This window comes from Staphylococcus caseorum (assembly GCF_049943195.1).
GTDB classification, from domain to species: domain Bacteria; phylum Bacillota; class Bacilli; order Staphylococcales; family Staphylococcaceae; genus Staphylococcus; species Staphylococcus equorum_A.
The window spans coordinates 2,451,356-2,468,955 of record NZ_JBNFUA010000001.1 but is presented as its reverse complement, the minus strand read 5'-3'; the positions used below and the strand labels follow the sequence as shown (position 1 = coordinate 2,468,955).

General features: G+C 33.4%; 16 protein-coding genes, 1 pseudogene and 1 riboswitch. Of the genes and pseudogenes, 4 read left to right on the top strand and 13 right to left on the bottom strand.

Annotated features, from left to right (window positions below):
• Positions 1-9: 9 nt before the first annotated feature.
• Both ACP3TL_RS12420 and ACP3TL_RS12415 read right to left on the bottom strand, forming a co-directional pair.
• The gene (locus ACP3TL_RS12420; RefSeq protein WP_069832562.1) at positions 10-792 is read right to left on the bottom strand and encodes a carbon-nitrogen family hydrolase; all 783 of its coding nucleotides are present in this window, start codon (positions 790-792) and stop codon (positions 10-12) included.
• Positions 792-1,445, bottom strand: a complete 654-nt coding sequence (locus tag ACP3TL_RS12415; RefSeq protein ID WP_069832541.1) for a DUF2848 family protein — start codon at positions 1,443-1,445, stop codon at positions 792-794. Before ACP3TL_RS12415 ends, ACP3TL_RS12420 begins: the two co-directional genes overlap by 1 nt.
• Before the next feature lie 272 nt (positions 1,446-1,717).
• Here ACP3TL_RS12415 and ACP3TL_RS12410 point away from each other — a divergent pair, with 272 nt between their 5' ends.
• The 3 genes from ACP3TL_RS12410 to ACP3TL_RS12400 all read left to right on the top strand — a co-directional run bounded on the left by ACP3TL_RS12410 (position 1,718) and on the right by ACP3TL_RS12400 (position 3,672).
• Positions 1,718-2,020: a PadR family transcriptional regulator gene (locus ACP3TL_RS12410; RefSeq protein WP_285336810.1), complete on the top strand. Its 303-nt coding sequence runs from the start codon at positions 1,718-1,720 to the stop codon at positions 2,018-2,020.
• Between the two features lie 25 nt (positions 2,021-2,045).
• Positions 2,046-3,200, top strand: coding sequence for a chromate efflux transporter (chrA, locus tag ACP3TL_RS12405; protein WP_285336809.1), 1,155 nt, complete (start codon positions 2,046-2,048; stop codon positions 3,198-3,200).
• A gap of 114 nt (positions 3,201-3,314) precedes the next feature.
• Positions 3,315-3,425, top strand: a riboswitch (SAM riboswitch).
• Positions 3,426-3,495: 70 nt separating this feature from the next.
• Entirely contained in the window at positions 3,496-3,672 is a 177-nt protein-coding gene (locus tag ACP3TL_RS12400; protein ID WP_176722986.1) for a hypothetical protein, read from the top strand.
• A gap of 89 nt (positions 3,673-3,761) precedes the next feature.
• Here ACP3TL_RS12400 and ACP3TL_RS12395 read toward each other — a convergent pair whose 3' ends face one another.
• The 9 genes and pseudogenes from ACP3TL_RS12395 to ACP3TL_RS12355 form a co-directional block, all read right to left on the bottom strand.
• Entirely contained in the window at positions 3,762-5,246 is a 1,485-nt protein-coding gene (locus ACP3TL_RS12395; RefSeq protein ID WP_277575691.1) for a DUF6056 family protein, read from the bottom strand.
• 1 nt (position 5,247) lies between these two features.
• Positions 5,248-6,195, bottom strand: a pseudogene (locus ACP3TL_RS12390) (glycosyltransferase family 2 protein).
• 131 nt (positions 6,196-6,326) lie between these two features.
• Positions 6,327-7,106 (bottom strand): sugar phosphate isomerase/epimerase family protein, encoded by a 780-nt coding sequence (locus ACP3TL_RS12385; RefSeq protein WP_277575692.1) that lies wholly within the window; start codon positions 7,104-7,106, stop codon positions 6,327-6,329.
• Between the two features lie 2 nt (positions 7,107-7,108).
• Positions 7,109-8,179: an ABC transporter ATP-binding protein gene (locus ACP3TL_RS12380; protein WP_069832536.1), complete on the bottom strand. Its 1,071-nt coding sequence runs from the start codon at positions 8,177-8,179 to the stop codon at positions 7,109-7,111.
• A 10-nt stretch (positions 8,180-8,189) separates the two neighbouring features.
• Positions 8,190-9,005 carry a carbohydrate ABC transporter permease gene (locus tag ACP3TL_RS12375; RefSeq protein WP_285336808.1) on the bottom strand — a complete coding sequence of 272 codons (816 nt, stop codon included), beginning with the start codon at positions 9,003-9,005 and terminating at the stop codon, positions 8,190-8,192.
• Entirely contained in the window at positions 8,995-9,870 is an 876-nt protein-coding gene (locus tag ACP3TL_RS12370) for a carbohydrate ABC transporter permease (RefSeq protein WP_069832534.1), read from the bottom strand. The genes ACP3TL_RS12375 and ACP3TL_RS12370 overlap by 11 nt, the downstream gene beginning before the upstream one ends.
• A 20-nt stretch (positions 9,871-9,890) precedes the next feature.
• Positions 9,891-11,171 (bottom strand): ABC transporter substrate-binding protein, encoded by a 1,281-nt coding sequence (locus ACP3TL_RS12365; protein WP_285325912.1) that lies wholly within the window; start codon positions 11,169-11,171, stop codon positions 9,891-9,893.
• Between the two features lie 120 nt (positions 11,172-11,291).
• Entirely contained in the window at positions 11,292-11,870 is a 579-nt protein-coding gene (locus ACP3TL_RS12360) for a glycerol-3-phosphate responsive antiterminator (protein WP_069832532.1), read from the bottom strand.
• A gap of 182 nt (positions 11,871-12,052) precedes the next feature.
• The gene (locus ACP3TL_RS12355) at positions 12,053-13,315 is read right to left on the bottom strand and encodes a putative glycoside hydrolase (RefSeq protein ID WP_285325914.1); all 1,263 of its coding nucleotides are present in this window, start codon (positions 13,313-13,315) and stop codon (positions 12,053-12,055) included.
• Between the two features lie 268 nt (positions 13,316-13,583).
• On the opposite strand from ACP3TL_RS12355, the gene ACP3TL_RS12350 reads away from it, so the two are divergent.
• Positions 13,584-14,192: a GNAT family N-acetyltransferase gene (locus ACP3TL_RS12350; RefSeq protein WP_069832530.1), complete on the top strand. Its 609-nt coding sequence runs from the start codon at positions 13,584-13,586 to the stop codon at positions 14,190-14,192.
• An 806-nt stretch (positions 14,193-14,998) separates the two neighbouring features.
• Here ACP3TL_RS12350 and ACP3TL_RS12345 read toward each other — a convergent pair.
• Both ACP3TL_RS12345 and ACP3TL_RS12340 read right to left on the bottom strand, forming a co-directional pair.
• A complete protein-coding gene (locus tag ACP3TL_RS12345) occupies positions 14,999-15,676 on the bottom strand; it encodes a hypothetical protein (RefSeq protein WP_285325917.1) in 678 nt (225 codons plus the stop codon).
• A gap of 85 nt (positions 15,677-15,761) precedes the next feature.
• Positions 15,762-17,537, bottom strand: coding sequence for a purple acid phosphatase family protein (locus ACP3TL_RS12340; RefSeq protein ID WP_141714428.1), 1,776 nt, complete (start codon positions 17,535-17,537; stop codon positions 15,762-15,764).
• Positions 17,538-17,600 lie beyond the last annotated feature (63 nt).

Below are 17,600 nucleotides of genomic sequence, written 5' to 3'. Positions count from 1 at the left end.
AAAGGCTCATTAAGAATATAAATCTACCCTTCTATTTTTAAATACGGGTATACTTTCGCGTATTTCATGAACGAGCGCCACATCTATTTCTGCAAAAATTGTACTTTCACTTTCTTCAGCCTCTTTAATAACATTTCCTCTTGGATCAACAATCATAGAGTGTCCTGCATATGTCGTTTTGCCATCGCTTCCACATGAATTACAGGCTATAACATACACTGCATTCTCAATTGCTCTAGCAATATTTAAGTGCCTCCAATGATACAACCTTGAATCTGGCCATTCTGCAACAATAAAAATCACTTTAGCACCATTTACTGCCAATTGACGTGTTGATTCAGGAAATCTTAAATCGTAGCAAATAATGCCTCCCATATCTGTATCCATCAATTGAAAAGATTTTGGTAAAAAATTCCCTCCAGCCATGAACTTAGGCTCGTCTAACATTGGAACCAAATGAATCTTATCGTAATCGTAAATGAGTTCGCCGTTCTCATTAAAAACAACTAACGTATTATAAACTTCATCTTGTTTTTTATTCGAAACAGATCCTGCAACGATGCTCACTTTATATTCTTTAGCTAAATTTGAAATAAAGTTTATAGTTACTTTCAGGTTATCGTCAGCCTTTTCATTTAAATTTTCTAAATCATAACCGTTATTCCACATTTCTGGTAATACAACAATACCTGTGGTTTTTAACAATTCCTCACTAAATAATTGCATGACTTTATTTTTATTTTTTTCGAAGTCACCTAAAGCAACATTAAATTGAAATAATTGGACGTTGATCATAATTTTTTTACCTCATATTCTAATCTAATATATTTGTTTTTAGATGGATCTACTAACTCAGCTTTAAAAGCATTTGGATATTTAAATCCACTGACCAATGGCACAGTACCACAATAAACAACAGCATTTTTTAAATTTGCGTCTTCTTGATTTAAAGAAGTTATTAAATCCTTATAAGGTAAAATACTGCTCACTTTATCTTCTTGATATAATTCCCAGTCCCCATCTACAAATACGAATGACCTTAGTTCTAATTCATCCCAATGTTCTTCTACCTCAGTAAAATCCCATATAGTACTGGCGATTGGCTTTGCACACAATTGCTTAGACTTATGAATACTCACAGTTTCTAGTTCACGATCAGTGTGATCACTACCAAGTGTCACATAGCGCTTATCATTATCAAAAATAATAACAATTTCTGCTTCTCCACTAGATTTATCACCAATAATTGCAATAGAATTATTTTGTCTAAAAAGTAAAGGATCCAAATGATAAATTTCAGGAACTGAATTAGGTTCAGGAACCCCTAGTTCTTTTAATTCAGCTATATGCGCCTTTGTCTTTTCAATATTTCTTCCTGAATATCCAATGCAGTAAGCATTCTCAAAACTTAAATCTACTTCTTCATAATCTAATTTAAATTTCATTTTTACACCCCTTTTAATGTATACATTATACAGTGTACAGTAATTAAGTGAATATTTACAACATTTTTATAATTTTTATCTTATCTTTCCAAAAACCACTTAATAAGCAAAGTTTCTTTTTAATTACGAAATTTAGCTATAAAGAATATTACAAAATATGATAAGTTCTTAATGTTTATGTAAATTCAATCTCAAACAAATCTATAAATGATACATTGATATCGGAATACGATATCGACTTTCGATATATTGATTGGGAAGGATGGATGAATGTGGAATCAAAATTAGAAAGACGCATGTTTTTAAGTTATATATATATTCACATCTTACATCATGCGAGTGAACATCCTATCTATGGTAGTTGGATGATTGAGGAACTTCAAGAACACGGTTATACGATGAGTGCTGGTACGTTGTATCCCCTCTTACATAGTATGGAAGACGAAGGATTACTCGTTAGCGAGAAAAGTGTGGTAGCAGGTAAACAACGCAAGAATTATACTATCACTTCATTCGGTAAAGCAATGTTAGTAAAAAGCCAACAAAAATTAAAAGAGCTTGTTGGCGAAGTATAATTTATAAATTGGGAGGTTACCGCTAATGAAATATCTTGAAGTCTTTTTGGTCGCACTGCGATTAGGTTGTACATCTTTTGGTGGCCCAACAGCACATCTCGGTTACTTCTATGATGAATACGTTAAACGTAGGAGATGGCTTACAGAACAGCAATATACAAATTTAGTCGCGTTGTGCCAGTTTTTACCTGGTCCTGCAAGTAGCCAAGTCAGTTTTGGTATCGGCATAACAAAGGCAGGTTTACTTGGTGGTGTTATTTCATTTATTGGTTTTACATTGCCTTCAGTTATTGTATTAATGCTTTGTGCGACGCTGCTCCTTACTTACAGCAATGATTTAGGTTGGACGCATGGCTTAAAATTAGTTGCAGTGGCCATCGTACTTAATGCCATTATTGGCATGGGAAAGAAACTTTTACCTGATGTGAAAACAAAGCTTCTTGCGCTCTTCACATTAGTTATGGCAGTCACAGTGATTCATCCACTGTCACAATTAGGTGCATTAATTATTGTGGCGCTGGCTGGATTATTACTCTTTAAAGAAAATGAGGAAAGTAAATCATCAATAAAAATATTCAATATTCCTAAATTGGTTGGTGTCGTTGCACTTATACTATTTTTCAGTTTTTTATTAATTTTACCTATTATTAATTACTTCACAGCCAATTCTTGGGTAAGTATGATTGATCATTTTTATCGCTCAGGTGCACTTGTTTTTGGGGGCGGCCATGTTGTTTTACCATTATTAGAACAAGCATTTGTCGCAACAGATATGATTAGTGCGAACGACTTTTTAACAGGGTACGCTTTAACACAGGCAATGCCAGGTCCATTATTTACCTTTGCCGCATATATCGGTACAGTAATGTCTGGCATTACAGGTGGTATCGTCGCAACGATTGCTATTTTCTTACCTGCCTTTTTACTATTAGTAGGTGTTTTACCATTTTGGGAACATGTGCAGTCGAATCGCTATGCTAAAGGAATGTTAAAAGCAGTCAGTGCGGGTGTCGTTGGTATTCTGATTGCAGCATTGTATGATCCTATTTTCACATCATCCGTCAATTCACATATGGATTTCGCATTTGCTGCTATATTATTTGTCTTGCTAGCCTACTGTAAAGCTCCGTCATGGTTAATTGTAATTTTAGGTTTAGTGCTTGGCATAACATTTTATTAAATTGATACTTTGTACTGTTTTGCGAAAAGTATTTACTAATTACAACTCATATTCAAGTCATTTATTTTGCCAATCACATTGTAATTAGTTACAATATTATCAAATAGAATAGTTCTCTTATTAAGAGCGAGTGGAGGGATTTGGCCCTGTGAAACTCCAGCAACAGCTTTAACGAGCGATGTGCTAACTCCAACAGTTCATTTTATATGGACTGAAAGATGAGAAGATGTGCGGAAGCTCTTCTTGTCTAAGAAGGGCTATTTTATTTGTAAAAAATGAAAAGGTGGTATTTTTTATGAAATCATTGCACGAATTATTCACGGAACTTGAATATTGGGACAGCTACAAACCAAATAATATGCCAAGTAGTATGGCCAAAGTACAGCATATTCATCATCTCGAAAATGAAATCTTAAGAAACATCGATGTTCGCGATTATAAAGCAATTATTTTAGACAAAGAACAGTCATAAAATACAAAAAACTGAGGTGCGTCGTATAATACGCATCTCAGTTTTTTTATTCTACATTCATAATTATTTCCTAGGACATAATCATGGTATTATTCTTCGCTACCAAAAGGCACATACTTAACTTTTGTATCTGCTGGTAAGCCTTCATACTTATTGAATAGTGTTTGATATTTATCACTTGTCGGTGTTACATGATGTAAATAATGTTCAAATGGTAGTTTCTCCATCGTATAGAAATCCTTATCTGGATTTGCTTTAACTTCTTGTTTCAAATTCGCGATTCGCGTCTCATTTTGATAATGAATATAGCAAAAACCACTCAAATAAATAATGCCAAACATAATTGCAATTCCCACAACCATGTTACGCCACAACGTATGTATGACGTTGAGCTGAACAAGCAATATCAGTAAAATAATGCTATAGATTACATATACTGTATAAAAATTCCTTGGACCGAGTGGTGATACAATGACTAAAGGCGCACATACAAGTAAAGTTGAGGCTAAGAGTAAATATAATGTATAACGTACTTCCTTTTGCCCGATTATTATATGTATTGCATAAATCATTGCACTTAAGAATACAATACAAATCAAAGTATTGAGCAGATTTGCTATAGTCATTGAATGGAAATTTTGTAATGCGAACTGTTTATATATGAAAAAGTAATACATAGGTAATATCAATAATCCACTAACAGTCAGCCCTATTTTTACCTTGGATAAGCTATGCAGTGCAGTATTTCGATATAGCATAATTAAAACCACAGCAATAATCATAGATAAAATCACAATTTGATTGAAAAAGACCCAATCTGGAATTGTCGTAGTCATCGTATGGAATATTTTATCGAATAATCCTGTTTCACTCGATATATTCTGATAACTGCTGCCTTCAAAAAATATTTTACGATAATTGGGGTTTAAAAACATTATTACTGTGCCAGCCACAGATAATAATAAACCAACAATAAATTTAGGATTAATTTGTCGATAAAGTAATAAGTTCAGAGCGATAGCTAACACCAAAATCATACTATTAAAGAGCGTCGTATTTTCCATGAAAAACTGCCCAATAAAACAAATAATATAAAAGACAATATTGATTACAGGTGTAAGTCCTTTCCGTTCAAATAAAACTGTAACGATAAACCATAAAATGAACAGCACACACAACGTGGCTGGGACATAATTATAAAAACCTGCAAACCATCCATAAGTTTGTTTGTATATCTCATTTGGTATTGTAACCATAAGTATAAAAGCTATTAAATAATATAGTGGCTGTTTCGTATTATGAGTAAAACGAACAATAATATATATCATAGCCATGCTAATTAACGCGTAAGATATCCACCTAAACCAATCCAAACGAACTGCTATCGTTTCTAAAATATTACCCAAATAACGCCCATTTAAATTCGCATATTTTTCCTGCCACATTTGCACGCCATACTGACTATACCAATCCCAATCATCATGAGTTAATGGTAAAAAGAACGCCATAAAATAGTAAAATAAAAATAGTGCGGTAAGTGTCAGGTACATCTTGTCCAAATTTAGTGATTTCATATTAATTTACCTCATGTTTATTTAAATTCGTCTTATGTATAATAAATAATGGTCTCTGTTTCACTTCATAATAAATTCTACCTATATATTCTCCAATAATACCTAAAGAAGTCAGCTGCACGCCGCCTAGGAACAATACTGCAAAAATAGTAGTGAAATAACCAGGCGTAGATACACCATAACTCAGTGTATAAATTAAATTGAATACAATATAGAGAAAGCTCATCAAACAACTAAATAATCCTAAATAAATAATAATACGTAACGGTCTATTATTAAAGGAAATCAGTCCATCTATACCATAATTTAACAATGAACTAAATGACCATTTAGACTCTCCTTCTTCACGTTGTACATTTTGATATTCAATGACTTTTGGCTCAAAGCCGATCCATGCAAATAATCCTTTTGAAAATCGATTTTATTCTCCTAATTTCACAACTTCTTTAACGGCACGCTGACTCAGTAACCTAAAATCTCCTATGCCATCCTCTAAGGTAACATCTACCATTTTATTAATCATTAAATAATACATTTTAGACAGATGCTTACGTAACCAACGTTCTCCAGTTCGATCTCTTTTAGCCACCACTTGATCTTCACCATTTCTGAAATCTACAATCATTTGCGGAATCAATGACGGCGGGTGCTGTAAATCTCCGTCTATGATTATCAACGCCTCAGCTTCCGTACTCGCTTTCAATCCTGCATACATCGCAGACTCTTTACCAAAATTACGTGAAAACGAAACATATTTCACCCTACTATCTAATTCAGATAATTGTTGAATTATTGTTAATGTTTGGTCCCTACTACCATCATCCACGAAAAGTAATTCATATGTATAACCGTTAATATAACTATCATGTTGCATAATTTCTGTTAATTTATCATAGGTTTGTTTAATTACAAACGCTTCATTAAAGCATGGAATCAATATTCTAATCATTAAAACGGTACACCTCTTTGAATTATAATTATATAAAATGTATTATACAATATAACAAATCAGAATGTACCATATATTTTGTACATTCTGATTTATCGAGTCTTTATGTGTATTACAGTGGTTATTTCACCTTATTTACTTTCCATTTTACCTACTACATAATTAATATCCCGTTGGATGTTTTCTGGTTGTTCACCTATATCATAATTATATTCTAAAGTCAGATGTGCGTTCGGCGTATATTGATGATACATTTCAAAAAATGCATCCATATCTAATGTTCCTTCATGTAATAAATTGTGGTCATCATGCTTACCATCATTGTTGTGTAAATGATAGAATTTAATCTTATGCTTAAGTTGTTGAACCACATGTTCTAAATCCCAATTATTAGCATTAGCATGTCCCACATCAATTAATACACTGTTCTCTCTTTCTTTACAGAAATCAATAAATTCTGATTCTGTTAACAGTTTATTTTGCTTAGTATCTACCCCTACATTTTCCACTAAAATGTTTACACCTTGTACTTTCGCTTCTGACGTAATATTGTCTAAATTATATGCTGTCTCAGCAATCATTTGCTGTTTATTGTTAATAGCTACATTATTTACATGGTAAACAATATCTTTAATCCCTAATGCCACGCAGTGTTCAATTGCCAATCTAATTTGTTTTAAGCTATATGGGTCTGCTTCTCTAGGACGCGAATGCTCTACATCAAAAATTTGTTCGTGATATGTTAAGAAACGTTGTGAATCTTTACCTAGCTCAAGTAATTCCTTCGTATAAGCTTCATCTTGATTGTTACCAAAAAGTTCTATGCCTAAATTGGGATTTACTTCTAATAGACTATAAATTGGTGCTAACCCGCTTCTAATATATGCGTTTGTACTTAAGATTAATGCCATGATTATCGCTCCTCAATATTTATTTCTGTATTTGGGTCAAACAATATTACTTTATTCATATCAAACTTTACATTTACAACTAATTGTTCAGGTTTGTCATAGCTTTTCACAGTTAGTGTCTGTTGGTTTAACTTACCAATGAGACTGTAGCATTCACCTAAATTTTCAATATCTTCTATTTCAAATTTCAGCTCCGTTGGTTCGTCTGTAATATGAACTGCTTCAGGACGAATACCAACTAAAAGTTGATGCCCCTCATACTGATTTAGATGTTGTTGTTTTAAACTTTCTGCATTAATTGAAAGTTGGTCATCAAATTTAAGTCGATTCTTTTCATATGTTGCATCCAAAATATTCATCGGAGGTGCACCAATAAAACGTGCCGTAAAGACATTACGTGGATGATTATAAATATTTTCAGGTGTGTCGAACATTTGTATTTCACCCTTATTAAACAATGCAATACGATCTGCCAATGCCATCGCTTCTAACTGATCATGCGTAACAAAAATAAAGGTATGTTGGTACATGTCATGTAAATGCAACAACTCTCTTCTTGCAGAAACACGTAATAAGGCATCTAAATTAGACAACGGTTCGTCTAACAAGAAATATGAAGCATTCTTAACAACTGCACGCCCTAAGGCAACCCTTTGACGTTGTCCGCCTGATAATTCACTCGGTTTACGCTCCTTTAAATGATTTAAATCAAGTATAGAAAGTGCTTGATCCAGTCTCTGGTTAATCTCTTCTTGTGGTACTTTATTCCGTTTCAATGCATAAGTAATATTTTTCTCTACACTCATATGCGGATACAGTGCATAGTTTTGAAAGACCATCGCAATATCTCTTTCCCCCGGTTCATAACTTGTTACATCTTTATCATTAAAAAGAATTTGACCGTCTGAAACACTTTCAATACCTGAAATCATTCTGAGTATCGTAGACTTTCCACACCCAGAAGGACCTAAAAACACAACACGTTCACCGTCATTTATTTTTAAAGTTAAATTCTCAATTACTTTGGTATCACCAAATGATTTACTTAAATTTTTTAATTCTAAAGTACCCATTGTCATCCTCCTATTTAATTCCACTAGTAGTAAAGGTATCGATAATAAAACGTTGGAACACTAAATATATAATGAGTGGAATCGCCATCGTTAACACACTTAATGCCATCGCCACGGTAAAGTTCGTCCCACCCTCTGAACTTACGAACAGTTGTAATGCTAAAGGTAACGTATAATTTTCTTCATTTTTCAACATTAAATTCGGCCAGATATACTCATTCCATGACAATATGAAAAACCAAATACTTGTAGATGTTAGTGCAGGCTTAGTAATCGGCACAATCACATCTTTCATCGTGTGCCACACTGAAATATTATCTACTTGAAGCGAGTCTAATAAAGCTCTCGGAATATTACGCATAGACTGCGTTAACATGAATATGCCAATTGCGTCTGCAAGCTGCGGTAAAATGACGCCCCAAACTGAATCCACAAATCCTAAACGTGCCATAATAATGTAGTTCGGAACCATTGTTACTGTAAATGGCACGAAAATCGTTGCTACAAGTACCATATATGTCACTTTTTTAAATTTAAATTGGTAAAAGACAATGGCAAACGCTGCTAAAAATGAGATTGCCACTTTAACAATCGTAATCACACTTGCAATTACAAATGTATTCGTTGTAATTTGTAGTAACGGAATATCGTTAACTAACTTATCGAATTTTTCCATCGTAAATGGTATCGGAATTAAATTAAGCATGGAGTCATACGCATAACTTAACTTTTTGAATGAATTACTTACCGCAAAAATAATCGGATAAATTGCCAATAATATACACGTAATTAATACAATATGCGCAATATAAGATTTAGTTTTCATACTTAACCCTCCTCTCAACCACTAAAAACTGAACCAGTAATAGTAAAAAGAAAATAACTAGCGTAATTGTTGATACTGCAGCAGACATTCCTGTCTTATATAAGGTAAAGCCTTCGTGGTAAGCGTGATAGATTAAGTTACTACTCTGATAATTTGGGCCGCCTTTAGTAATGACACTAATGGGCGTAAAGACATACTGTAACCCTTGAACAATCGTCATTATTAAAATATAAAACCCTGTCGCCGAACTCATTGGTAAAATAATATCAATAAAAATACGCGATGGTTTTACATTATCTATTTTTGCCGCTTCAATCATCTCTCTTGGAATACCGATAATACTTGAATATAGTACTAGGAAGTTATAACCAAATACTTTCCAAGCAACGATTAAACTAATCACAAATATGACCCAGCCATTTGTTGTAGTCCAGTTCGGTATCGATAAGCCAAACACACCAAGTATTTGCGCTACAGGTCCTGATACAGGATTCAGTATCCAAAGGAACACCATCGCTCCTACCACTAAAGAAATTACGGAAGGTATAAATAATACCGTTTGATAAATCCGTTTACCTTTGCCTACAAAGTAATCTACAATAAATGCAAAAATATAAGTCATCACTGTATTAAATACGATAAGTAGTGCAATATAAGCAAATGTCTGAACGATAATCATATAAAATTTAGGATCTGTAAAAAGATCAATATAATTATTCAATCCCACAAATTCTTTATGTGTTTTAACCATATTCCAATCAAAAAAGCTTAAATATACGGTATAAATTAAAGGAATAATGTTAAATATTAAAATGATGATTACAGATGGTAATAACAGTGCGTAAGGTAACCATTTTTTATTCATTACGTGTCCTCCTCAACTCGTTAATCTAATTCCTGATTAATTCTATTTTGTGTTTCTTTCATTGTTTGGTTTACATCTGCATCTTCACCGAGTATCTTATCTCGCATATCAATGAGCTGTTGCTCGGCTTCTAAACCACTATTACCAGGGAAAGCAGCCCATGGTACAACATTGCTCATCTGTTTAATTGCGGGTTGCATCATTTCATTTTCTGCAACATATGATTTCAAGCCTTTCGGATTATCTACAACATCGTTACTTGGCGGCACATAGCCTGTACCTTTTGTCCATTTCGCCATGTTCTCTACTTTATATAGATACTTCATAAACTTCCACGATGCTTCTTGTTCTTCTTTTGTATCTGAAGTAATACCTAGCATTGATCCACCAGCTAGGACTTTTTTCTCTTTTCCTTCCCATCCAGGCATTTCTATCGCTTCCACATCAAACTTGGCGTTATCTTTAATATGTGTTTGTTTCGCATTAGTTGTAAATAACATACCAACTTCACCGTTAATAAAGCTTTGTTGACCTTGTTCATCATTTGTATGTAATGCTGATTTATTTTTCACCATATCTTGCATCAATTGATACGCTTCTACGCCCTCTTCACTCGCAAATGATGCTTTTCCATCTTTAACAATATTGCCACCGTTACTATCAACGATTGCTTGTTGTGCCCAGCTATCAGCCGGTTCTTGTATAAACACGCCATATTGATTTGATTTATTTCTAATCGTTTCAGCGTATGTTTTAACTTCTTCCCATGTTTTCGGACCACTTTCATCTAAATTTGCCTTACGTAAAATATCTTTATTTATAAACATTACGGGGCTACTGACAGAATATGGCAAGCCTAATTGTTCGCCTTTTTCATCCTGTGCAATACTCAACATTTTATCGTCGAATTTTTTCTCTATAAATTCCTTGTCTTCTGGAAATGATTCGTTGATGATTGCTTCAGGTGATGTATATTCAAAGTTATCCTTGTAATAGTTTTTAAATGACCAACCAATTTGAACAACATCTGGTGTCCTTCCTCCCGCGGCTTCAGACATCATATTCTGTATTAATCCTTTATACATGTCCGGATTATATTTAGATTGCACGTAAACATCATCACTTTGCGCATTAAAATCTTTCACAAGCTCTTTTACTGTTTTACCACCTTGCGTCTCAGCATTGACATGCCAATATTCTATTTTGACCTTGCCATCCTTTGTCTTATTGCTGTTTCCTTCAGCGCTACAACCGGCTAAAATTAACAATCCAATACACAATAGAAAACCAATTTTTTTCATTTGCCTTAAAACCTCCCAAAAAAATAGCCAAATAAACGTGTAAATACACGCTTATTTGGCTCTCCAATTGCCTATCGTTTACTTGTCATATTCAATGTAACAAATCAATATTGAGTTTCATCAATGCTCATGTAAAAATTTAGTAAATTCTCTTCTCCACATCTCTTCATTCGCTGTCGATACGCCTAACGCACCATCTTCAAGTGCTTGAGTTAAGTAACTTTCTTTATCTACTAATCCCCCCATAATAATTGGTATCTTCACTTGTGACTGAATCGAGTTGATTAAAAATGATGTAATTGTTGGCATTATTTCTAACATATCAGGTTGGCTTACACGAGCAGTATTAATGATATTTTCTTTCATATCATGATCCGCTAAGAAGAAACGTTGAATCACAAAGATGCCATTTTTCTTAGCTAATTTAACATGGCTCGTTTTTGTGGTTAGAACACCTTGGGGTTGGATCATTTGTTTTATGTATTTAAAACCAAAATCATCTAATTTTAATCCTTTAATCATCTCTACATGAATATAAACATCAATGGCATATGATTGATACAGCTTCACATACTCTTTTATGTTTATAAAGTTGCCCGTTAAAATAAACACTGCTTTTATATTATCTTTATATTTTAGAACAGTTTCTAACTGTTTTTCATTTGTCACAGATGCAATCACTACTCTATTGTCTTTCATTTTATCCTCCACTTTATAAATATCTATAATACTATTTAAGCATTATTTTATTAATACAGATACGCCTTCACATTTAAAGTTTGTTAAAATTATTTGAAGCTTTAATATTGAGTCAAATACAACACACGAAAAAATTGCCGACAAAGTCTGAGTCTTTGTCGGCAATTTAATTTAGTTAAATATTACTTTTCTTTATCTTTGTTTTCTTTTGATTCGTTCTTTAACTCTTGTTTGTTTTCTTTTAATTTTTCCTTATCTGCTTCAGGTGTATAGTCTACGCCTGTTGTATAATCATTCGCAGCATTCCATAATAAGAATTCATTTACACCATGATCTTTAAGTGCTCGGACTTGGTCTTCAATAGCTTGACTATCGTACGCTTTATAATTTCCTTCACCCAAATATTGAGCAGTAAAATCTTGTAACCATGGACGTGATTTTGGTTTATCTTTGCCTAATGCATTTAACACTGACGTTTCTTTATCTAAATACTGATCTATTGCTTTATATGGTTCTTTATCTGGTGCATCAAGACCGAAATCTCCTGGACTCCAATGAGAAGGATAAATCATAGATGAAATCGCGTCTGTATTTTTAGCAATTTTAGGGAAGCTTTGACCTATGCCAGGTGCTTCTTCGACCATCGCTGCATAGCCAAATACATCTGCTGAGACTTTCACATCATAATCTTTCAATTCTTTTCTAGCTGTACCTAAAAATTGAGTTATTGTATCTACGCGTTGATCTACATCACTTAACTTACTATTTTTATATGAACCTTTGTTGTATTGCAAACTACTTTCCACATTTTCAAAACCTTCAGGGAAACGCACATAATCGTATTGAATATCTTTAAATCCAGCCTTAGCCGCCTCTTTAGAAATATCGATATTATAATCCCATACATTTTTATTAAATGGGTTAATAAACTTATCGTCACCATCATTTTCCCAAACTGAGCCGTCTTCTTCTCTAAATGACCATTCTGGGTGATCTTCAGCTAGTTTCGAATCTTTAAAGGTAACTATTCTCGCAATTGGATAAATATTCTTTGATTCCATCTGCTTAAGTAATGGCTTTGCATCCACGATGTCTATCGTATTATCATCAATCTGCTTATTACCAGTATTGAAATTGATTGTCACATTACCAGTGTCATCTTTAACATCAATGACCATCGCATTTAAGTCAGTCTCATCAATAAATTTCGTTAATTCTTTAAATTTTTCTCCATTTGTTGAATTTGCACTAACATAAATACCTTTTACGCCATCTTTAGGATACGCAACGTCACTATAAGGTTTACCATTTTCTTTATCTTTTGATTCACTTGCATGATTTTTATGCTTATCTTCTTCGGAACCCTTTTGTGATGATTCATTCGCACACCCCGTTAATACAAGCGTCCCTGCAAGTATCGTTGATAAAATCAGTTTTTCTTTCATTATTAATTTACCCCTTAACATAAACTTAGGTATCCCTTCACGTTCGAATGCCTTGATTTTAAGTTTAGCACAATACACTTATGTTGCAAGCGTTTAATTATATAAGTTATTGTTTATTATTGAGTCATTTTTTGTTATAACAAAATAATTGGACACTTTATATATTTAGCCATTGTAAAATTAAATAATTTGATATTCAATTTATTTATGCCATTTTAAGGGTAAATATTAATATAAAATATTCGTGAATCAGAAAAGGAGGATACTTTTGTCACATATAACAATTAAACCTGCCTACCCCGAATTACAAGAAGGTGGGTATTTTAACCTATTAGCAATTGATGATATGGCCAAAGTCTTTTTCAATACAGAGGATGAATCTAAACTTGAACAAGGCATGCAAAGTTTATGGCGTCAAAATGGCAATCGCTTTAGCTATAACAACACGATGATTGCTTTTGTAGATGGTCAACCCGCTGGTGCTATCTCTTGTCTCCCTTATGATACGCTTGAAAGTCAGACGCTAGCCACTGTCGAACAGATAGTAAAAATACAGAAACTCCAAATTGTGCCTCAGTTTATCAATAACTTTAAAGCTATAGTCGCTTTGATTAATTTAGATGAAGGTAGTTCTGGAGAATATCATGTAAGCATGCTTGCCACACTTTCTCAATTTAGAGGTATGGGTATAGCTAAAAAACTACTTACTTATGCTGAACAACTTGCCTTACATAAAGGCTATAATACTATTTCACTGACAGTAGAAATCAGTAACGCTTCTGCCCAACGCTTGTACCAGAAACAAGGTTACGATTATGTAGGTGAAACAGGCGAAGGCGATATTAAAGTATATAAAATGCGGAAATATCTAGACTAATAGTTACCTTATAAGATATGAAAAGCACGCACTCCTTTTAGCTAAGAAGTATGTGCTTTATTGTTGTTTTTGAGACGTCCGTTATTGTTCGGCTAGACAACCCGATGACTGACCTTACTGATGTGAAGGGATTTACATGTTCAATCACTCAAAAAACAGATTGTTAACTATATCGATATCTATGAGGCCCCCTTGTCATATATGATGAGCGGCCTTATATAATAAATAAAGCATGAGTTGATTCGAATGTTACTAAACGACAATTATAGCAACATATTTATTTTGTGATTTTCATATAGTAAACATAAAATACACTAAGAACTATAAAACACATGCCACATAATCCATATGCCACCCATTCATTATAATCGATTGTTAATATCGCTAAGACAATGAACGTTGTGGCTAGCATCAAACACACCACAAATAAATACACTATGTTATTAATTTTACTTTTAGGAACTTTGTGAGGTTCTATTGATGCTATGATTTTAATGTTTTTCGTTTTTATAATATAAAAAGATGTGAGCAACGACGTTATAAAACAAAGTAAACTAATAATAATGTCTAAATTCATTAATTAACTTAACCTCTTTGCTATTGATTTGGTAAGGCGGTAAATTCACCAACACCGATTCTCTGATTAATCTAAATATAGCATTCAATTGATAACACGTTAATATTCTTTTATTAATCTTACACGTACAATTATTATAATTTATCGTCAAAACAAAAAAGAGATCAAACAACTTATCGTTGCTTAATCTCAAATATATTTCTTTTCCACTTTTACTTTAAAAATTCTCTTATTTATATTCTTCAACCAATTCTTTATAAAACTTACTCAACGCTTTGTTTTCGGTTTCTTTAAATTGTTGGTCTGGGCGTAAGTTGGGATCTTTACCAGTATGATCTTTTGGTGCGAAGCCTGATGCTAAAGTCACATCTTCCTTATCTTCAAATTGGTATTCGTAGACCTTACCCTCTTCTGTGAAAATGTATTTTGTCACTGGCTTACTTAAGTCTGCGACTTCTTTGTAGCCCTCTACATTAGAAAGATCTTCCGCTTCTTTATCAAAGCCTGACTCGCCATCTTTAGGTGTGTATGTAAAAGCACCAGTAACAGCATGCAAATCGAATGCTTCAGGCCCAGGTTTGCCTGTATTATTGATTTGAATTTCTCCCTTTTCCGTACCTGCATACCAATCACCATCAGAAATACTACTTGTACTAAAATAACGATTGGAGACTGCCTTACCGTCTTCTTTTTTATTTTCAGCTAACCAATCTATCATTTTTTCTTTTATTTTCTTCTGCTCGTCATCAGAAATTTGAGTTTTATTTGATGTTTCTTTTTTACTGGACTCTTGCGCTACTGCTTCTTTTCCAGAATGATTATTTGTCTCAGTTTCTTCATTACTACAACCCATAAGTAACGCTGTACAAATAGATACTATTGATAATACTTTAATATATTGTTTCATAAAACAAAGTCTCCTTTTTCAAAGGAAAACCGATATACCTAAGCTATAAAATAAATTACAGCTTAGGTATCAGTTTTAATTATATTTAATCTTTTTGAATACCAAATTCATCTACTAATTCTACGCTACGTTGTTCACCTTTACTGATATCACCACGTAGTTGATAAATTTTAACTTTTAATTGATCGCCTTCTACTTCATATACTGAGAAGTTTTGAGCTGATGAATCTCTGTTATTTTCGTGTTTATCTTTAAATGCGTCTGTTTCTTGTGGCTGCTCACCTAGTTTGAATAAACTATTGTAATGATCTAAATCTTTCTGAGTTAACCAGCTTAATTCTGGTCTAACCTTTTTAATGTGTTCTAATGAACGGTCATAAATACTGTCATATTCTTTCGTACCACCAGTGTTAGGTAATACATAGACTGAACCTTCTGGATCATCATAATATTTCACGCCATCTTCGCCAACGAATTGTTCCGTATCTTCTTTCTTCGCATTCACAAAACTATTTTTCGTTGATGTGTGTTCTAATGGATGTGTACGTGATAACACGTGGTCGTGACCTTGTAATACTAAGTCAACGTCAAGATTATCAATTTCTTTTGTTAATTCATCTCTTACTTTCTTCACATCTTCATCTGAAAGTGCATGATATGATTTAGAATACATTGGTTTGTGTAAGTTTAAAACAACCCATTTTGCCCCATTGTCTCGCGCCTGTTTAATATCTTTCTTAATCCACTCCATCTGTTCATCACCGATGGCTTTTTCATCTGGATTGTCTTTTGATTTCTTATTGTCGTTTGTATTCGCTACTACCATGTGTGCCCCATTATAATCAAATGAATAGTACGAACCGCCATTAACAGCGTCATTTTCTTTTGGTACGTTCATGTGCTCATTGAATTTATTCAATAATTTTTCATCTTCTTCGTTTAATGCATACTCATCATGGTTACCTGGTGCTGAGGCAACTGGTAAAGACATAAATGATGGTCTAGATTGTTTATATAAATCTTTCCATTCATCTTCAACTTCAGCAGTTTCTACAAAGTCCCCTGTATGTAGTGCGAAGTTAGGATCGCCTGCTGTTTGAATTGCATTTTTCAATGTATCAGCACCAAATGCTGCTTCATTTCTTACATTCTCATTCCAAAAAGCATTTTGCGTATCTGTGTATTGTACAAAGCTAAATGGATCGCCTTTATCACCGGAAGTCTTGAACTTACCTATTTCACTTTTCTTCCCACTTTCACTACCCACTTTGTAGTAATATTGTGTATTCGGTTTTAAATCTTTAGCTTGTGCTTTGTATGTATATTCTTTTTCTTTGATTAAATCTGTTTTACCATGCTTGTCGCCGCTCGTCCATTCAGGGCCACCTGCATTTTCATCGGTATAATAACCATTTACTTTAGGTTTGCCATTTTTTTCAATAGGTTCGCCTTCATCATCTTTAGCTACATCTTTATAGATGATATTTCCCTCTTTATCTCTTTCAAGATACTTTGAGTCTACTTTTTTAGGTTTAGCATCAAATGATTTTGCGTTTGAAAAATCTTTAGATTCTGAAACCCATACTTTAGTGTCTTTGAACTTGTCAGTGGTATACCAACTAAAACCCATTTCTGATTTAGTGTCACCTTTAAAATTTGTAATTACACGGTTAGGATTATTGTTCTCTGGAACCTCAGCTACTTTAGGTTTTTTATCCAGTAATTCAATATCACCCTTTTTTTCGCCTTCTGTTGCACTACCTGAACCACTTGCATCAGCTGTTGGTGCTGAAACTGTAGTAAATACTATAGCTAGACTCATTACAGTACTTACAGCAATAGAACGATACTTATTTGCCATCACACGTACCCCCCAATAGGAATTTTTAATGTTTCATTCACTATTTTAGCAATGTAGTATTAA

Bases quoted from the DNA above. Each gene is read 5' to 3' on its own strand.
- ACP3TL_RS12380 (WP_069832536.1), bottom strand. From the start codon at position 8,179: ATGGGTACTTTAGAATTAAAAAATTTAAGTAAATCATTTGGTGATACC.
- ACP3TL_RS12365 (WP_285325912.1), bottom strand. From the start codon at position 11,171: ATGAAAAAAATTGGTTTTCTATTGTGTATTGGATTGTTAATTTTAGCC.
- ACP3TL_RS12395 (WP_277575691.1), bottom strand. From the start codon at position 5,246: ATGAAATCACTAAATTTGGACAAGATGTACCTGACACTTACCGCACTA.
- ACP3TL_RS12360 (WP_069832532.1), bottom strand. From the start codon at position 11,870: ATGAAAGACAATAGAGTAGTGATTGCATCTGTGACAAATGAAAAACAG.
- ACP3TL_RS12370 (WP_069832534.1), bottom strand. From the start codon at position 9,870: ATGAATAAAAAATGGTTACCTTACGCACTGTTATTACCATCTGTAATC.
- ACP3TL_RS12375 (WP_285336808.1), bottom strand. From the start codon at position 9,005: ATGAAAACTAAATCTTATATTGCGCATATTGTATTAATTACGTGTATA.
- ACP3TL_RS12340 (WP_141714428.1), bottom strand. From the start codon at position 17,537: ATGGCAAATAAGTATCGTTCTATTGCTGTAAGTACTGTAATGAGTCTA.
- ACP3TL_RS12415 (WP_069832541.1), bottom strand. From the start codon at position 1,445: ATGAAATTTAAATTAGATTATGAAGAAGTAGATTTAAGTTTTGAGAAT.
- ACP3TL_RS12345 (WP_285325917.1), bottom strand. From the start codon at position 15,676: ATGAAACAATATATTAAAGTATTATCAATAGTATCTATTTGTACAGCG.
- chrA (WP_285336809.1), top strand. From the start codon at position 2,046: ATGAAATATCTTGAAGTCTTTTTGGTCGCACTGCGATTAGGTTGTACA.
- ACP3TL_RS12400 (WP_176722986.1), top strand. From the start codon at position 3,496: ATGAAATCATTGCACGAATTATTCACGGAACTTGAATATTGGGACAGC.
- ACP3TL_RS12355 (WP_285325914.1), bottom strand. From the start codon at position 13,315: ATGAAAGAAAAACTGATTTTATCAACGATACTTGCAGGGACGCTTGTA.
- ACP3TL_RS12385 (WP_277575692.1), bottom strand. From the start codon at position 7,106: ATGGCATTAATCTTAAGTACAAACGCATATATTAGAAGCGGGTTAGCA.